Origin of the sequence: Acinetobacter sp. YH12126 (assembly GCF_013418745.1) — a bacterium.
Taxonomy (GTDB): Bacteria; Pseudomonadota; Gammaproteobacteria; order Pseudomonadales; family Moraxellaceae; genus Acinetobacter; species Acinetobacter amyesii.
This window is the reverse complement of the sequence record NZ_VPBM01000002.1, coordinates 307,235-325,221: the sequence shown is the minus strand read 5'-3', so window position 1 is coordinate 325,221 and position 17,987 is coordinate 307,235. Positions and strand designations below refer to the sequence as shown.

Here is a 17,987-nt window from a genome sequence, read left to right as displayed (position 1 = left end):
CATGTGAATGAAATGGGCTATTTTTCACAGAGCGATGTCATGTAACAGCGCTACTGATTTGAAATCTTCAAACCAGATAACCATGAACGGAGTGAAGCCGGTTTCAACGGTTTTTTCAGTAAGACGATGTTTAACTCTTTTAGACGTTGCGGTAATTCAGGATCAGAATCTGCGGTAATCAGCGCCACAGGGACATTTTCCTGACGGTTATCTAAAATAAAGTCGAGACCGATCTTATTATTATTTAAGTGTTGGTCAACCAACCAAACTTGAATATTTTCTTGTTGAATTAACTCCATGGCCTGTTCAGGTTCAGTGGCCTTAAAGACTTGATAGCCCCATTTGGTCAGTAAGGTCGACATACCTTCTAAAATCGTTTCATCATTGTCTAAGCACAGAATCTTATAGGCTTTGGTTTTCAGCGGAACGGCTTGAGTCGGTGCAGCGACCACTTTTGGCGCAGCGACTACAGGGACTTCAATCATAAAGCATGAACCATGACCAAGTTCTGAGAACACATGTACTGGGTAGTCGAGTAGGCTGGTCATGCGTTGCACGATGGCTAAACCTAAGCCCAGACCCTGTTCGCCCCATGGAGAGGTGTGTCCACAGCGTTCGAACTCTTGGAACAACTTAATGCGCTGTTCTTCCGCGATCCCAGGACCTGTATCCCAAACGCCAATACGAATATGCCCCGGACGTGCTGAACGTAGCACACCCACCACAACACGACCACGCGCTGTATAGCGTAGGGCATTGCTGACGAAGTTTTGGATAATACGACGAATCCACTGTGGATCCGTGTCAATCCAGAACTGAGCATCGTGTACGGTCAGTTTGATATTACGCTGTGCTGCAATCGATTTAAATTGCAGTTCAAGGTCGCTGAGTAAGTCATGCAGCGGATAAGGCTGACGTTTCGGCTGGATCGTTCCACCTTCGAGTCGTGCAATATCCAAGAGGGCAGAGAGCATACTTTCCGCACCATGCAGCGCACGATCAAGTTGCTGAAGCGTTTTACGATCATCATCATTTTGTACGCTTTGCTCGAGGGCGGTACTAAACAGGCGCGCAGCATGCATCGGTTGCAATAAGTCATGGCTTGCTGCAGCAATAAAGCGGCTTTTCGACATATTGGCTTTATCGGCTTGCTCACGTGCCAATTGTTGTTCGGACAGGGCATCTGCCAACTGTTGGGTACGGTCTTGTACACGCCCTTCAAGCAAGGCTTCATTTTCACGGAATGCGGTAATATCGGCAAAGGTCGTGACGAAACCACCGCCTTCGATTGGGTTCCCGCGCATCTGAATTACACGACCATCTTTACGAATTCGTTCAAATTCGTGTGCGCTGCCGACTTGCATCCAATGCATGCGTTTACGCACATGTTCTTCGACTGAACCGGGACCACATTCGCCGCGTTCAGCGTTATAACGAATCAAATCTGAAATTGGGCAACCGACATAGACAATGTCTTTTGGATAATCAAACAGTTTGAGGTATTGATTGTTCCATGCCACCAAACACATATTTTCATCAACCACGGACACACCTTGAGTCATATGGTCGATCATGGTCATGATCAGGTTTTGGTTAAAGCGCTGCCACTGTGAGGCTTGGTCAAGAATATTGGCGACCTGACCGAGTGCTAAACCATTATTGACCATGGCTGTGGTGAGTAAGGTACGGGCAGATGCCGCACCGATGGTGCCGGCAAGATACTGTTCGGTAAAACGCCACCACATGCCGTTGGCGCTGCTATTTTCATTTAAAACGACATTGTTTTGTGCGCAGAACTGGTTGAAGGCACGCATGGTTGGACCTTCACCGGTAATGCGTTTTGCCAAAGTAATCAGATCACCTACTTTTAAGCGCGCCACATCATGGTGAATATAACTGATGTCATTCGATGTACTTTGAGCAGGAAGGGGCTTGGTTTCATAATAAAAGAAACTTTCGGCCTGAATTTGCTCGGCAACACTTGGACGGAAGACGCGGGAAATCCAAATATAGAGGGTGATATTTAAACCGAGTGCCCAAACTACGCCATGGGTAAGTGGATCGAAAGATTCAAACCCTAACAGTGCTTCAGGACGTAACCAACTCAAGCCTAGCGGACCCTGACTTAAAAGATTTTCGGTAAATGTTTTAAATTGTTCAGGTAAGCTACGCAATACGGTTGGTAATAACAGGGTATAAGCCCACATGCCAAAACCGACCAACAGACCCGCATATACACCTTGCTTACTTCCGCCACGCCAATACAAACCACCAATTAGCGCCGGTGCAAACTGTGCCACAGCACTGAAGGCCAATAGGCCAAATACCGATAATTGGTCAATGTCATTGAAGAAATGGAAGAACAAGAAGCCCAATAACATGACTGCTAAAATACACACACGACGTGTGAATTTCAGTACGAGTGGTAGGCGTTTGTCATGACGTGACAATAAGCGTGTACGCCACAGTGCAGGCATGATCAAGTCATTACTGAGCATAATGGATAAGGCCACTGACGACACCAACAGCATACCTGTCGAAGCTGAAAAACCACCGAGAAATGCAAGTAAGGTCAACCAGTCTTGGTTATAACTTAAAGGCAGTGAGAGCACGGCAACATCGGGTATTGCCAAGTAAGCCGGTGCTGCATGCAGCGCCCAACTGGCAATCGGGATGATCGCGATAATGGTTAAAATCAGATAAATGGCGAACCAACGACGAGCACCACGGATATGCTTTTCATCACGTAGTTCAACTACCGCGACATGGAACTGACGTGGTAGACAAATAATTGCTAAAGCAGCCAATAAAGTTTGAATCCAGAAGCTTTCTGGCACACCTTTGAGCTGGACATCTTTAAATGTACTGCTAATGTCATGGCTGATTTGCGCCATGTTTTCAGGTGCTTCAAAAACAAAGAAAAATGCAACTGCAAGTAGTGCAAACAGCTTGACGAAGGACTCAAATGCCACAGCCAACATTAAGCCACCGTGCTGTTCAGTATTAGCAATCTGTCGTGTCCCAAACATCATGGCCAAAATCGCCAATACACCGGTCAAAAACAGCACACTATTGGTGGTACCTGTCAGACCAGCGGTCGGTTCTAAAATGACTGTTGCACTTAAGGCAATCGCACGTAGCTGCAAGGCTAAATAGGGAATAATGGCAATTACGGCAAGGATCGTGACCAGTGATGCTAAGGGGCCACTTTTACCATATCGTGCTGCTACAAAGTCGGCAATCGATGAAATGGCATGATGCTGACGGACACGCCCTAAACGTCGCCAAATATCATAGCCGAGCGCAACAAATAGCAGCGGTCCCAGATAAATTGGCAGGAAAATAATGCCCTCACGAACGGCGGCACCTGTTGCGCCATAAAATGTCCAAGATGAACAGTAAACCCCTAAAGTTAGGCTAAAGAGAAGCATTCTGCCGCGAGTACTGAGCCTGCTGGCATGCTTTTCACCAAAGAATGCACATACAAAGAGTAATGCGATGTAAAGGGCCAATACCCCGACGATAAGCCAACTATTCATAGAGCCTGCAGCATATTAATTCTCGCTTAATGATAACGCATCCATAGGCTTAGGGAGGTTATTGATCAAAATTTAACGACCAAAGTCTAAATTACAAGAGATAAGGAACATTGGTAAGTTTAGCTTCGAAATAATTCGAATTAGAAAATTACGCGCCAAGGTTCGGCGTAAGGAGAATATTATGGATGAGAGACAGGTAGAACAAATTCTACAGAATCCAAAATTTAAGGAAATGGTCAGCCGTAAAAGTAAGTTGAGCTGGACTTTGACGATCATTATGTTGGTGGTATATGTCGGCTTTATGCTACTTGTGGGCTATAACAAAGAGTTCTTGATGCAATCCGTGAGTGGTGGTGTGACCACGATTGGTATGCCATTAGGTCTAAGCATTATCGTATTGTCATTCTTACTGTGTGGTGTTTATTCGTATATTGCAAACAACAAGTTGGATGCATTAAACGCAGAAGCAATGCGTGAAGTAGAAGCAATTACTCAAGAAAAAGGACCGCACTAAGATGAAATGGAATTCATTGAAAGCAATAGTATTAGCGGCTCCTGCTCTGCTCATGTCAAGCATGGCAATGGCTGGACCAGATTTAGGTGAAGCACAGCAACAAGCAACCAACTGGCATGCGATTATCATGTTCGCAATTTTTGTTGGCTTGACTTTGTTTATTACCAAATGGGCAGCGAAGCAAACCACCAACACTGCAGACTTCTATACTGCCGGTGGTGGTATTTCGGGTTTCCAAAATGGTTTAGCGATTGCCGGTGACTACATGTCAGCAGCATCGTTTCTCGGTATTTCCGCAATGGTATTCAGTTCAGGCTTTGACGGCTTGCTGTATTCATTGGGCTTTATGGTGGGTTGGCCAATCGTATTGTTCTTGGTGGCTGAGCGTCTGCGTAACTTAGGTAAGTTCAACTTATCTGACGTGGTGTCATTCCGTCTAGCTGAGAAACCTGTCCGTACCCTTGCAGCAGTAAGCTCGCTTGTGGTTGTAGCGTTCTACCTGATTGCACAGATGGTGGGTGCAGGTCAGTTGATTAAACTGCTATTCGGTTTGAACTACAACATTGCGGTTGTGATCGTTGGTCTACTGATGATGGCTTATGTAATCTTCGGTGGTATGTTGGCAACAACTTGGGTACAGATCATTAAAGCAGTGATGCTACTTTCTGGCGCAAGCTTCATGGCATTCATGGTCATGAAAGGCGTGGGCTTCAGCTTCTCTGAAATGTTCACTCAATCGATCCAAGTTTTCTCTAAAGTACATGACGTATCTTTAGCTGAAGCTGCAAACATTATGGGTCCAGGTAAACTTGCAGCCAACCCAATTGATGCGATCTCTCTAGGTCTTGCATTGATGTTTGGTACAGCAGGTCTTCCACACATTTTGATGCGTTTCTTTACTGTAAAAGATGCAAAAGAAGCACGTAAATCAGTAGTTGTTGCTACAGGTTTCATTGGTTACTTCTACCTACTGACTTTCATCATCGGTTTTGGTGCGATCCTTTATGTATCGAACAACCCACAATTTCTTGATGTAGCGAAAATGGCTGTAACTGGCAAGTTAGAACTTGTTGGTGGTAACAACATGGCAGCGGTTCACTTGTCTGATGCATTGGGCGGTGACTTGTTCATGGGCTTTATTTCAGCGGTAGCATTCGCAACGATTCTTGCAGTAGTTGCAGGTCTAACATTGTCAGGTGCTTCAGCAATTTCACATGACTTGTATGCAAACGTATTCAAGAAAGGTCAAACTACACCTGAATCTGAACTTCGTATGTCTAAAATCGCGACTTTAGGTCTTGCGATCTTCGCAATGATTTTAGGTATCTTATTCGAGAAACAAAACGTTGCATTCATGGTCGGTCTTGCATTCTCTGTAGCAGCGTGTGCAAACTTCCCAGTGCTTGTATTGTCGATGTTCTGGAAAGGTTTAACGACGCGTGGTGCGGTGATGGGTGGTGTGGTTGGTCTAGCAACTGCCGTGATTCTAATTGTATTGTCTAAAGCAGTTTGGGTAGATACATTCGCAATCTCTGAAACACCAATTAACCCATTCAATGGTCCTGCTATCTTTGCAATGCCATTGGCATTCATCTGCTGCTGGTTGTTCTCTGTGACTGATAATTCAGCACAAGCACAAGCTGAGCGTAAAGCATTCGATGCACAGTATGTACGTTCACAAACTGGTATTGGTATCTCTGGTGCTTCAGATCACTAATCTGAATCGCCTAAAAAGCCCCTAATAAGGGGCTTTTTTTATATTTAGTGAATGATATGACGCAGAGGTTTGTAGACAAATCTCTGTCCTATTTGCGTGTATAATTTTCTCCATTGATCGACATTTTCCAATGGCCTTGATCATCTTGATAAGGCGAGCGCTGAATGGTGAATTGTTGAGAGAAATTATCCTGACCGATGCTAAAGCTCTGATCACCAAAACTGCTCAAATGGGCTTTTATTCACGACTGTTCAGCACCACTGAAGGTTTGGTTGGCAATACTTTTTTCAGTATGTTCTTGATGGTAATACGTCACTTCGCCCGACGATTTGATCACTAATTCACTGTGGTTGTTTTGCCAAGTCCCCACATAATTTTTATGGCCTTTGAGGAGCGGACTGTTTTGTGTACAGGCAGAGAGCATGAGCAGACAGAGGGGTGCAAATACGAGATGTTTTTTCATAATGAAATCTACCACGCAGGAGATTCCTTTGAATATGTGCCTGAAAACTGAAACTTACAGTAGGTTTTTTGAACCTCTTTGGTAATAAGAAACCCAGCTAGAACAGTGCTCATATGGATGCTTTTTCAGATTAAGATCAACAAATTTTTGCAATAAAAAAAACTCACTTCGTGCTAATTTAAAATCAATCAGTTGATGATGCTTCAGATCGATCATTTCAGCGCATGAAAAAAAATATAGAGATTGAAAATAATGCAAGGTTTTGTAGATTTTTGGAAAAGCTTTAGACTTTTACCCTCAGCATGGCTGTTACTGGTGCAGTTTCTGATCTTGGTTTTAACCGCGATTACCCGAGAAAGTCTGTCTTTTCGTGCGCTGATTTGGGTACTTGGGGTGTCAGTACTATTGATCATTGCCAAAGTGATTCGCCAAACTCCAATGTTTACGATTCTAGGACTGAGTTTTGTTGGCTGCGCCGTATTGTTTTCTACTTTGATTATGCTCGGTGTAAATCATCCCAATATTCAAATTATTGCGCATGGTTTTGAAGCATGCGCATATTTTAGTGCAGCCTATGGCTTATTACGCTATATGTTTGCCGATCGCTATTTAACCAAAGATGAACTTTTTGCAGCAGGGGCAGTATTTACCCTCATCGCATGGGGTTTTGCTTTTCTCTATAGTATTTGTCAGCTGATTTATCCGGATAGTTTTGTAAATCCTGCAGAGCCGGGTATGCAGTCGTGGTTAGATTTACTATTTTTAAGTTTTAGTTTGCAGTCTGCAACGGGCTTGTCAGATCTCATGCCTGTGAGTGCGCCTGCACGGGTGTTGGCTATGCTTCAAATGTTTTGTGGAGTGATGTATTTGGCTCTCATCGTTTCTCGCTTAATTGCTTTGCAATATATTGCCCATTTACCGGAACGCCATGAGCCTAAAGACAAATAATGGCAGAATAAAAAAAGGACGCAAATGCGTCCTTTTTGGTATTCAGTATCTAATATGAATTAGAAACGGAATTTAGCGTTTACGCCAACAGTTTGAGTGTCAAGCGCAACTTCTTCAGCATTAGCATTTACATAGCTAGCACCAACTGCAACAGCAGGAGTGATGAAGTAGTTTACGTTCGCGCCCCAAGCTGAGTCTGGAGTACCAGCAAAGCTAGATTCAGCGTAAGAAGCACCAACGCTTAATTTAGGGGTTACGAAAAGATCAGTTTTGAATTGGTAAGCAGTGTCATCACCGTAGATGATGCCTGATTCGAAACCAATTGCCATGTTAGTGTCGTCGATTGCGCCAACATATTTAGCACGTGCAGTGATTGCGTCTTGGTCTTGGCCAATAGTTGTAGCTTCAGCAACAGCTTTAGCAACACCGTTACCCATAACGTTGAACGCGTCAACAGCAGCTTGGTCAGCAACGCTAGTGTAACCAACAGCAACTAAGAAGTTTTGAGTTGGAAGCGCACCAACTTCTAATGCATAACGGTCGCCGTTGTCTTCTAATACTTTAGATGCTTGGTTTTTAGAATCTAAAATAGTGTGGCTGTAAGACGCGCTTGCATATACAGGAACAACTTTAGTTGGAACATAAGCTTCAGCTTTAGCACCAAAGTTATGAGCAATTACGTCAACACCTTGTGAACCAACTTCGCCGTAGTTGTAAGCAACAGCTACGTTAGAAGCTTGGTTTAAGAATGCAGCTTCTGCTAAAGGACCTTTTGTAGAGTCAACATTTTTGAAGTAGTAAGTACCTTGAACACCACCAATGAAATCTTTGTCATTTGCAGTTGTGTCGATGTATTCTGCTTGGCCTTGAACTTCAAATTGGTAAGCTTGAGCACCGGTCATGGCTAATAATAAAGCAGTGGCTAAACCGAGTTTTTTCATGATTTTCTACCAGTTGTTACAAATGGATTAAACATTGAGCATTGTATTGTAACAATATATTAAGTCAATGATCCTAAAGGTTATTATTCAGTCTCTGACTCAGATCTTTATTTCATAATAAGAAATTCAGTTTTTACTCTAACTAATAAGTCACTGAAAAAAAATCATTGAGAACAATTAAGTAAGTTTGATTAAATTCTTAATTAAAAAAATACACTTGAAAAAATACACAACTTTTCAATCTAAAATAACAATTATTATTGTTATTTTAATTCAAAATAACATTTATTGTAGTGGGTAAATTCTAACGCTTTTCACGCATTTGAGGTAATAAATCGGGACTTTGACTGCTGAATTGTTGGGCTAAAACCACTTATTTGTATATTAAATAGACATTTTTGTTTTAAGTTTGAGGGATATGTCACTTAAATATGTGTCTTTGTGATATTTTTAATATCCTAGTGAAATACTTGGCTTTACATCAGGTTTTATTTGATTCATAATTTGCCAATCGAGTCGTCACACGGTTTAAAAGTGTGACTTTGACCCTGATTCTCCATTATTGTTTTTTATTCGCCCAGCTTTCCCCAAGGTTGGGCTTTTTTTTATTCAAAAATGCAACTTTATATTAAAGATAAAATATAGAGCAAATATCTTGTAGAAATCAATGCACTTTTATGGTGCGTTAATAATTCTATTTATCTTTCAATTAAAGTGATATAGACAAAAAAAATCCTGATTTTCAAGGAAAATCAGGATTTTTTAGCCAAAATTTTCGGGAAACTAAAATATTCTGCTGAGGAAGAAATCTAGTGTGCCCTAATACGGTGCATTCTGCACCAATTTATTGCAATTGTAAATATTTATTTAAACAAGTTAATAAAAAATATTTCGCTTTGAAATATGCTGCTGTTTTTTAGCAAATTATCTCGTTCAAAAGTGATAAAAATGTGACAGATTAAGCACATTTATATAGAATTTAGAGCTATAAATGTTCACTTTACAAATTAATAAATTATTGGTTATTAATTTAAATATTCCCGCGTTTAGTTGAGAAGTGGGTTGGGGTATGCAACAAGTGTGGGGCATAAAATAGATGGAAACATTACGAACAGAGCATATTAGTAAGCGCTTGCAACTTGCGATGCTAGTAATCGTCTTGTCTATCGTATTTATCAGTGTTCCATTGATTGTGAGCAGCAATCAACATTACCTCAAAAGTGCCGAAGCGCTGAAAGAAATTCAGATGCTGAAAATGGTGGCAGATTTAACCAACCAAATTTCCCGTGAACGTGCGCCAGCTAACAGTGCAATGTCGAGTCAAGGTGAACAGCGCGAGCAAAAAATTATTGAGTTGGCTGAATATCGTCAAGGCGTTGATCGGCAATATCAAGATACACTGAAAGTTTTAAAAGAAACGGGCTTTGCACCGATCGCCCAGCAGTTAGAGTCCAATTTATATCCATATTTGTTGCAGGGTCGCAAAACGGTCGATCAATATATTGCGCTGCCGACACAACAGCGTGAAGCTAAAAAATTGGATTATGCCATTTTGGCGATGTTCCAAGCTTGGGATCAAAGCTATATTGCCATGCAGAAATTGGTCAATCATTCACATGGTAAAGATACCCGTGTATCGAACTATTACACGCTGATTTTATTACTGGCAGAATTACGTGATCAGGCGGGAAGAGTCGCATCAAATATTATGGCTGCGGTATCATTTCAACAGGAAATTCCAGAGCAAAATTTAGCGCGGAGTTTACAAACCCAGCGTCAAACACGCTATCTATGGGAATTGATCAATGTCGTGCAGTCCGAACATGACAAAACACCCGAGTTTAAACAGTTACATCATGCGGTACGAACGGAATTTTTAGATAAAGGTTTGCCAATTATTGATGGTTTGGCTCAAAAAAGTCTTCAACATCAGCGTTATCACATGGATGGCACCCAGCTCACTGATGCAATGGTCAATAAATTTGTCACAGTGGTGGAATTGCAAAGTTATATTTTAGATTACAGTCTCAAAGTAGCTGCGGATGAACAACGTGAAGCGCGAAATAAATTGATTTTCACGCTTTTTGTCTCGCTCGTGTCATTACTGACTGCATTATTAACGATGTTCTATGCCAAGAAATGGGTGTTTGAACCTTTAATTCGTGCTCGTAATCAGTTATTTAAACTGGCTCGGCACCGACAAATGGATCAAGGCGTGATTGAACCTGCCAAAGTAGGTTATCTCAGTTTATTTGATGCCATTCAGCATATTGAAAACATGTTGGAACAACGTGATGCCTTTGAATTTCAGCTTAAACATATTGCCAATACTGACTCACTCACCAATGTCGCCAATCGTTTTGCCTTAGATGAATATATTAAATTTCGTGACAGCCAAAATTCAGGCTTTTTACATACAGCACTGATCGTGATTGATATTGATCACTTTAAACAGGTGAATGATCGCTATGGGCATATTGTCGGCGATTTGGTGATTCAACATGTTGCCAATCAATTACGACAACATATTCGTTCATCCGACTTGGTGGTGCGATATGGTGGAGATGAGTTTTTAGTCCTGATCGAGGGGATTGATATGCTCAAAGCCCAGCACATTGCCGAAACCATACGGCATGATATTCAGCATGTGAATTTCAATTTGGCAGAAGACGAAGCAGATCTCATCGTGACGGTGAGTATTGGTGTTGCAGTGGGTGCCAAAAGCTGGATCGATTTATTAGAGCGCGCAGACCAAGCATTATTTAAAGCCAAAGCTGCGGGGCGTGACCGTGTTTCAGCCTAAACGCAGCTTGATATTCATAAATATCTTGGCAGATTCATAAAGTTAGCTAGAAAAATCAATTAATCTTCATCTTTATATAATTTATTGCAGGCTTGTTGGTTCATTTGACTACCATCTTCATTCCAACACTGGGCTTGGGTAATTTTGCCTAAATCGTACTGAAGCACCGCTTCAGGTTGCCCATTGTCATACCAAATTTTATAACTGTTATGACGAACGCCATTACGATAATAACCTTGGCGTTCTAGTTTGCCGTTTTCAAACCACATTTTCAGCTCGCCAATCAATTTATTGTTTTGAAAATTGGCATAGGTCCACGGTTTACCATTACTGTACCAGCGTTGGCGCAGGCCATTTTCGATCCCATTTTTATAATTTTGAGAAAAAGCCAGTTGCCCATTTGGATGCCAAATTTTGTAATCCCCCTGCGATTCACCATTGATGATGCTACTTTCTTGCTCTTTTATCCCATTGGCAAACCAAAACTCAAGTTTGCCCTCGTACTCCCCATTTTTATAAGCAATGCGGCTACGGGGTTTGCCGTTGGGGAAGAAACTTTCAAATACGCCTGAGCCTTGAATACCATCTGGAAAGTGAATGAGATGTTCACATTCACCGTTTTTAATTTTGCTATTACTCAGAAAGATGGTGGTCAGGGCATTGCCATTGGCATAGACATATTGATTTTCAAAGATCCCATTGTGTGGTGTCGGGGTGCTGAGGGCTTTACACTGCAGCTTATCTTTCCATGGGCTAAGATCGGGGTCTTCTTGTGAGACAAACAGCACCATGTATTCATTCAGATAGCCATCGGCAAAGCTATATATTGGACATAATAAGAGGCTGAAACTTAAGATAAATTTATTCATTGTTAGTATGCTTTTATATTTTAAAAAATTAAAAATTAAAAATTAAAAATTAAAAATTATTGGTTGTTGAGTCCACGATAGGCGTCATCATAAGGATGTTTTGTTTAAAAATAAATAGTCGATATGCTGAGTTTTCGACAGATTGAAGACTGTTGAAAAGTAAACAATTCAGGTTTGAACTTCATCTTATACTATGGACTTTAAACACCATAAAAATAGTGCAATGAAAAAAATATATCTATCGTTGATGACTGTCCTGAGTTTGACCGCATGTACAGCAAATGAAGGCATGTTGGATTCATCTCAACACTTAAAACAAACGGCTCAAGCCAATTTAGAAAATTCATGGGTGAGTGAGATTCTGTCTTTATTTAATCAAGCACAAACACAGGCAGTTTTTGTCACATTTGATGGTCAGCGCGTGAGTCATTATGGCAATGACTTACAGCGTGCCCAGACAGAATACATTCCTGCATCTACTTTTAAAATGTTAAATGCTTTAATTGGTTTGCAACATCAGAAGGCGACAGCCACTGAAGTTTTTAAATGGAAAGGTGAAAAACGTGCTTTCCCGTCATGGGAAAAAGACCTGACTTTGGGTGAAGCCATGCAAGCGTCTGCTGTACCGGTTTATCAGCAGTTGGCACGGCGGATTGGTCACGACTTAATGCAAAGTGAAGTCCAGCGGGTTGGTTTTGGCAATGCCAATATTGGCAAACAGGTGGATCATTTTTGGTTGGTAGGGCCGTTAAAGATTACGCCTGAACAAGAAGCTCAATTTGCGTATCAGCTTGCGACAGAGAAACTACCGTTTGATGTCGCGGTGCAAAGGCAAGTCAAAGACATGCTTTATATTGAAAGTCGTGGCGATGCAAAATTGTATGCCAAGAGCGGTTGGGGCATGGATGTTGACCCTCAAGTCGGTTGGTATACCGGTTGGGTGGATGATGGTCATGGCAAGATCACGGCGTTTAGTTTGAATATGCAGATGGCAGCAGGGGATGATGTGGCGGAGCGTAAGCAGTTAACTTTGGATGTGTTGGATAAGTTAGGTGTGTTTCATTATTTACGCTAATTTTATGAGTTTTGAGTTTGCATGTCCTCACTTTGCATTGGGTTTGAGTTTCCATTGCGTAGGAGATGCTTACTTTTGAAAGCACAGAAGTAAGCAAAATGTTTTGTTTGACTGAGAGTACATCCGTATGCCCCAGTCAAACAGGCGACATCCATGTCGCCGTTATGAGATTGAATTTATATTTTTTTGCAGATATAAAAGGTACAAGTTATTAATATTTCAAGAAAATGAACCATTCTCAAGAACAACGTTTAGAAGAAATTTTTAGAAAAAATGCAAATAAAGAAATCGCAATTGCAATCACTGGTTGTTGGGGTGTGGGAAAAACTTTCTTTTGGAATAATTTTTTTAGAAGCCAGACAATTAAGGAGTTTGATACAAAAGAAAATTTTTACTATGAAATTAGCAAGCAACAATATCTGAATGTTTTTGAAAATAAGAAATATGCTTATGTATCACTATTTGGTATCGAAAGTCTTGATGCCCTTAAAAACGAAATAGCCATCAAACTTGGCTGGAATCCATATTCTCAATATAAACATGCTCATTATGGAATACCTCAGCTTTTAAAAAATACATTAAATCAGTTTAAAGATATAAAGCTTTCTCACTATGGTGTGAGTTCGAGCTCTAGATTGATAGAGTCATTACTTTTTTCTCAAGTGAAAAATGCGATTATTTGTTTTGATGATTTTGAAAGGTTATCGGAAAAAATTAAAATTCAGGATGTCATGGGCTTAGCTAATCAACTGAAGTTAGAGAGAAATTGTCAGATCGTTTTGATTTTAGATGAAGATAAAGCTGAAGGAGAGAATAAGAAAAAATATGCTGAATATAAAGAAAAGTTGATTGATGAAACCATAAAAATTACATCTGTTGAACCTTTGATTCGTGCAAATACAAAAGATATAGATGATGATTTAGTTAATTTGATGATTAAATTTGCTGAAGAGTTAGAGATTCATAATTTTAGATTTTTTCAAAAAGTCATAAAATTGTATAGCCAGTTTCTAGATCAACTACCTAAAGTGGTGGCCGATTCCACTAAACTAATTATTCTAACTAGAATTCTACAAGGTTATTTCATTTCTGATTTTGGTGTTAAATATGATTTTCAATGGGAAGATATCCAATTGGTTCTCGAAGATAATCAAAAAGATTGGTCTGAGAGGAAAGTTAAAACATATAAAGCATTACAGAATATTTCGTACAATTTTATACATTCTGATGTATGGCTTAGTGAGTTCAAAAAATGGTTTGATCAAGTAGATGAACTGGATTTCGGTTTATTAAAAGAGTTAGCTAGTTCTGAATTGATATCCGAAAAAAATAATGACTATACAAAAAGTTTTCATGCAATAACTAAGAAATTTTGGAAGTTGCAAGCAGATGAAAATTTTCCTAAAGATTTATTTGAAATAACAAAAAAAGTAATAGGCTTAGAAAATTTAGGAAATATAAGTTTTGCAATTAAACTTCTAGAGCTATTTGGGCATTCCGATCAAGCGATCGAATTAGAATGTATTACATGTGAGTGGATACATGAACAAATGATTAGAAATAGAAGATCATTTATAGGTATAAATCAATTAGGTGAAATTAGACCCGTTTTTGAAGATTATATTGAAAAATTTGAGTTGAGTTCTGAACATTTACCAATTCTAGTTGATGCTGTTTTTAAAATATTTGTTAATGGCGCTGGAAGTAGTGAGGATGAGTTATCCGTAGAAAAAGCGAATAAACAACAATGGAAAGAACTGTTATTTATTCAAATCCTCCAAGATGAAAGATTTAATGATATTAATAGTAGCTATATAGTAAAAAAAATACTCGAAAGGCCTACTGCCTCAAATTTTAAAGCTTCTTTTAGAACAATGATCACTGAAATCTATGAAGAAAAAGGAAAAGAATCTGAATTTTATAAAAATTATATGGATTATCTGATAACTCGACTAGAGAACTAAATCTCCCCCTAACCCTGAGCCATATATGGCGCAAGGAAAAAAAGAGGGGAAACTCCACTGAATTAATAATGGGATACCCCCTCCTTTATTAAAGGAGGGTTGGGGAGGATTCAATTACTTCAACATCGGCTTTAAGAACTTCGCTGTATGTGACACTTTATTCTTCGCCACTTGCTCTGGCGTACCTTCCGCAATAATCATACCGCCACCTGCACCACCTTCAGGGCCTAAATCCACAATCCAATCGGCCGTTTTAATCACATCTAAATTATGCTCAATCACCACGATGGTATTGCCCTTATTACGTAGCTCATGCAGGATGTCGAGTAACTTGGCAATATCATGGAAGTGCAGACCTGTCGTCGGTTCATCAAGCACGTACAAGGTTTTGCCTGTATCACGTTTCGCCAACTCACGTGCCAATTTCACACGCTGCGCTTCACCACCTGAAAGTGTGGTTGCAGACTGACCCAAACGGATATAGCCCAAGCCCACTTGGTTCAAGGTTTCCAAACGACGGTGAATCACAGGAATAGCATCAAAGAAATGCATCGCATCTTCAACCGTCATTTCTAAGACATCTGAAATGTTACGACCTTTATAACCAACTTCTAACGTTTCGCGGTTATAGCGCTTGCCGTGACAGGCATCACAAGGCACATACATATCAGGTAAGAAGTGCATTGCAACCTTAATCATACCGTCGCCTTCACAGGCCTCACAGCGACCGCCTTTCACGTTAAACGAGAATCGACCTGCAGCATAGCCACGTGCTTTGGCTTCAGGGGTTTGCGCAAACAGTTCACGAATAGGGGTAAACAAACCGGTGTAAGTTGCAGGGTTTGAACGTGGAGTACGACCAATTGGGCTTTGGTCAATATCGACGACTTTATCAAGGAACTGTAAGCCATCAATCGAGTCAAATTTTTCCGCAGTCAGTGTGGTTGCACCGTTCAATTGGGTTGCTGCAAGCGGCAATAATGTCCGGTTAATCAGTGTCGATTTACCTGAACCCGACACCCCCGTTACACAGGTCATTACCCCTAAAGGAATGGTCAGATCAACATTTTTTAAGTTATGACCCGCAGCGCCCATCAATTTGATTTGTTCTTCAGGTTTGGGTGGCTGTACACGTTGTTTTGGAACTTCGATTTTTAACTTGCCTGATAAATACTGACCTGTCAGTGAGTCAGGGTTTGCCAAAATTTCATCATAAGTTCCTTCGGCAATGACATGACCGCCATGCACACCTGCACCTGGACCAATATCAATAATATGGTCAGCCGCTCGAATGGCATCTTCATCATGCTCAACGACGAGCACGGTATTACCAAGGTCACGTAGGCGAACTAAGGTTTCAAGCAAGCGGTCATTATCACGCTGATGTAGACCAATTGAGGGTTCATCGAGGACATACATCACGCCCATGAGGCCCGCACCAATTTGAGAAGCCAAACGGATACGCTGTGCTTCACCACCCGACAGTGTTTCTGCCGAGCGCGATAAACTTAAATAATTCAAACCCACAGAGACTAGGAAGTGCAAACGCTCACGAATTTCCTTGAAAATCTTATCGGCAATTTCGCCTTTGGCACCACTTAAGTTGAGGTCTTGATAATAGCTTTCAGCATCGCCAATCGACATTTTAGTGATCTGCGCGATGGTTTTATCTTTAACTCGAACATGACGTGAAATTTCATTGAGACGTGAGCCACCGCAAGCATCACATGCAGCATTGGATAAATACTGCGCCAAATCTTCACGCACGTAGTTTGATTCGGTTTCACGGTAACGACGTTCTAAATGCGGCAAAATCCCTTCAAAGGCTTGTACTCGTTTATGCGAGCGACCACGTTCATCAATATAACTGAGGTCAACTTTTTCCTTGCCTGTACCATAAAGGAATTTCTTTTTGGTCTCGGCATCGAGTTCATTCCACGGTGTGTCTAAAGAATAACCAAAATGATCTGCCACTTTTTGGATCATGCTATAGTAATACGGACGTTGACGGTCCCAACCGCGAATCGCCCCTTGGCTAATCGAAACTTCATTATTGGGAATCAATTTGTCAGCACTAAAATGGCTGCGTGTGCCTAAACCATCACAAACAGGGCAGGCACCGAATGGATTGTTGAAGGAAAATAGCCGTGGTTCAAGTTCACCAACGGCACGTTCACATTCAGGGCAAGAGTGCTTAGCAGAAAATACGCGATCTTCTTGTTCGCCTTTCATCCACGACAAAATGGCAATATCGCCGCCCATGCGTAAAGCCGTTTCAAAGCTTTCTGCAATACGGTTACCGAGGTCATCACGAACTTTAAAACGGTCAACAACGACTTCGATGGTGTGCTTTTTCTTTTTGTCTAATTCGGGTGGTGTGTCGATATCAATGACTTCACCATCGACACGGGCACGGACAAAACCCTGACCTTGTAATTGTTCGAACAAGTTGGTGTATTCACCCTTACGGTCACGGACCACAGGGGCAAGCAACATAAGCGCCGTACCTTCTTCTAGACCTTTGACGGTATCAACCATTTCAGACACAGTCTGAGCCACCATCGGGAGGTCATGTTCAGGACAATACGGCGTGCCGACACGGGCATAGAGTAGACGTAAATAGTCGTAAATTTCGGTGATTGTTCCCACTGTTGAGCGTGGGTTGTGGCTCGTTGATTTTTGTTCGATGGCAATCGCAGGACTCAAGCCTTCAATCGAGTCAACTTCGGGCTTTTCCATTTGCGAAAGGAATTGGCGTGCATAGGCAGATAAGGACTCGACATAGCGACGTTGACCTTCAGCATACAAGGTATCAAAAGCCAAAGAGGACTTCCCTGAACCAGAAAGACCCGTAATGACCACAAACTTGTCGCGTGGAATATCGAGTGACACATTTTTTAAGTTATGGGTACGTGCGCCTCGAATACGGATATGGCTTTGGCTCATGCAAGGGGTCCTAAAAGATTCATCGAAAAACCTATATATGATAGCGCATGAAAAATGTTCAAGCTTTATTTAAATGAAATTAAACGTCAGCCTATGACGGCTAAATTAACCTATTGTCAAAGCTGTAAACTTTATCTAGGGTAATTAATAGAAAAATTGCATTCATCCAGTTTGAGCTGTTAGGGATGGATCATCATTTGGCAGTTTA

Annotated in this window: 11 protein-coding genes; 6 read left to right on the top strand and 5 right to left on the bottom strand. The window is 41.1% G+C overall.

Features of this window, described 5'->3' with window-relative positions:
- Nucleotides 1-50: 50 nt before the first annotated feature.
- Nucleotides 51-3,539 (bottom strand): PAS domain-containing hybrid sensor histidine kinase/response regulator, encoded by a 3,489-nt coding sequence (locus FTU62_RS01570; RefSeq protein ID WP_180101640.1) that lies wholly within the window; start codon nucleotides 3,537-3,539, stop codon nucleotides 51-53.
- Nucleotides 3,540-3,720: 181 nt separating this feature from the next.
- Between FTU62_RS01570 and FTU62_RS01565 the strand changes: the two genes are divergently transcribed.
- Together FTU62_RS01565 and FTU62_RS01560 are read left to right on the top strand one after the other, a co-directional pair.
- A complete protein-coding gene (locus FTU62_RS01565) occupies nucleotides 3,721-4,053 on the top strand; it encodes a DUF485 domain-containing protein (protein ID WP_078193192.1) in 333 nt (110 codons plus the stop codon).
- A 1-nt stretch (nucleotide 4,054) separates the two neighbouring features.
- Nucleotides 4,055-5,770, top strand: a complete 1,716-nt coding sequence (locus FTU62_RS01560) for a cation acetate symporter (protein ID WP_180101638.1) — start codon at nucleotides 4,055-4,057, stop codon at nucleotides 5,768-5,770.
- A 241-nt stretch (nucleotides 5,771-6,011) separates the two neighbouring features.
- On the opposite strand, the gene FTU62_RS01555 is transcribed toward FTU62_RS01560, so the two are convergent.
- Nucleotides 6,012-6,233, bottom strand: coding sequence for a hypothetical protein (locus FTU62_RS01555; protein WP_180101635.1), 222 nt, complete (start codon nucleotides 6,231-6,233; stop codon nucleotides 6,012-6,014).
- A gap of 252 nt (nucleotides 6,234-6,485) precedes the next feature.
- On the opposite strand from FTU62_RS01555, the gene FTU62_RS01550 reads away from it, so the two are divergent.
- A complete protein-coding gene (locus FTU62_RS01550) occupies nucleotides 6,486-7,181 on the top strand; it encodes an ion channel (protein WP_180008803.1) in 696 nt (231 codons plus the stop codon).
- A 59-nt stretch (nucleotides 7,182-7,240) separates the two neighbouring features.
- Here the strand turns inward: FTU62_RS01550 and omp33-36 are convergent, their stop codons facing one another.
- The gene (gene omp33-36, locus FTU62_RS01545) at nucleotides 7,241-8,122 is read right to left on the bottom strand and encodes a porin Omp33-36 (protein ID WP_180101633.1); all 882 of its coding nucleotides are present in this window, start codon (nucleotides 8,120-8,122) and stop codon (nucleotides 7,241-7,243) included.
- A 1,096-nt stretch (nucleotides 8,123-9,218) separates the two neighbouring features.
- Between omp33-36 and FTU62_RS01540 the strand changes: the two genes are divergently transcribed.
- On the top strand, nucleotides 9,219-10,925 hold the full coding sequence (locus tag FTU62_RS01540; RefSeq protein ID WP_180101631.1) for a diguanylate cyclase: 1,707 nt from the start codon (nucleotides 9,219-9,221) through the stop codon (nucleotides 10,923-10,925).
- Nucleotides 10,926-10,984: 59 nt separating this feature from the next.
- Here FTU62_RS01540 and FTU62_RS01535 read toward each other — a convergent pair whose 3' ends face one another.
- The gene (locus FTU62_RS01535; protein WP_180101629.1) at nucleotides 10,985-11,794 is read right to left on the bottom strand and encodes a toxin-antitoxin system YwqK family antitoxin; all 810 of its coding nucleotides are present in this window, start codon (nucleotides 11,792-11,794) and stop codon (nucleotides 10,985-10,987) included.
- 223 nt (nucleotides 11,795-12,017) lie between these two features.
- Between FTU62_RS01535 and blaOXA the strand changes: the two genes are divergently transcribed.
- Nucleotides 12,018-12,869 (top strand): class D beta-lactamase, encoded by an 852-nt coding sequence (gene blaOXA, locus FTU62_RS01530; RefSeq protein ID WP_373886312.1) that lies wholly within the window; start codon nucleotides 12,018-12,020, stop codon nucleotides 12,867-12,869.
- A 227-nt stretch (nucleotides 12,870-13,096) separates the two neighbouring features.
- Entirely contained in the window at nucleotides 13,097-14,833 is a 1,737-nt protein-coding gene (locus tag FTU62_RS01525; RefSeq protein ID WP_180101627.1) for a P-loop NTPase fold protein, read from the top strand.
- 114 nt (nucleotides 14,834-14,947) lie between these two features.
- Here FTU62_RS01525 and uvrA read toward each other — a convergent pair whose 3' ends face one another.
- Nucleotides 14,948-17,779 carry an excinuclease ABC subunit UvrA gene (gene uvrA / locus FTU62_RS01520; RefSeq protein WP_180101625.1) on the bottom strand — a complete coding sequence of 944 codons (2,832 nt, stop codon included), beginning with the start codon at nucleotides 17,777-17,779 and terminating at the stop codon, nucleotides 14,948-14,950.
- Between the last annotated feature and the right edge of the window lie 208 nt (nucleotides 17,780-17,987).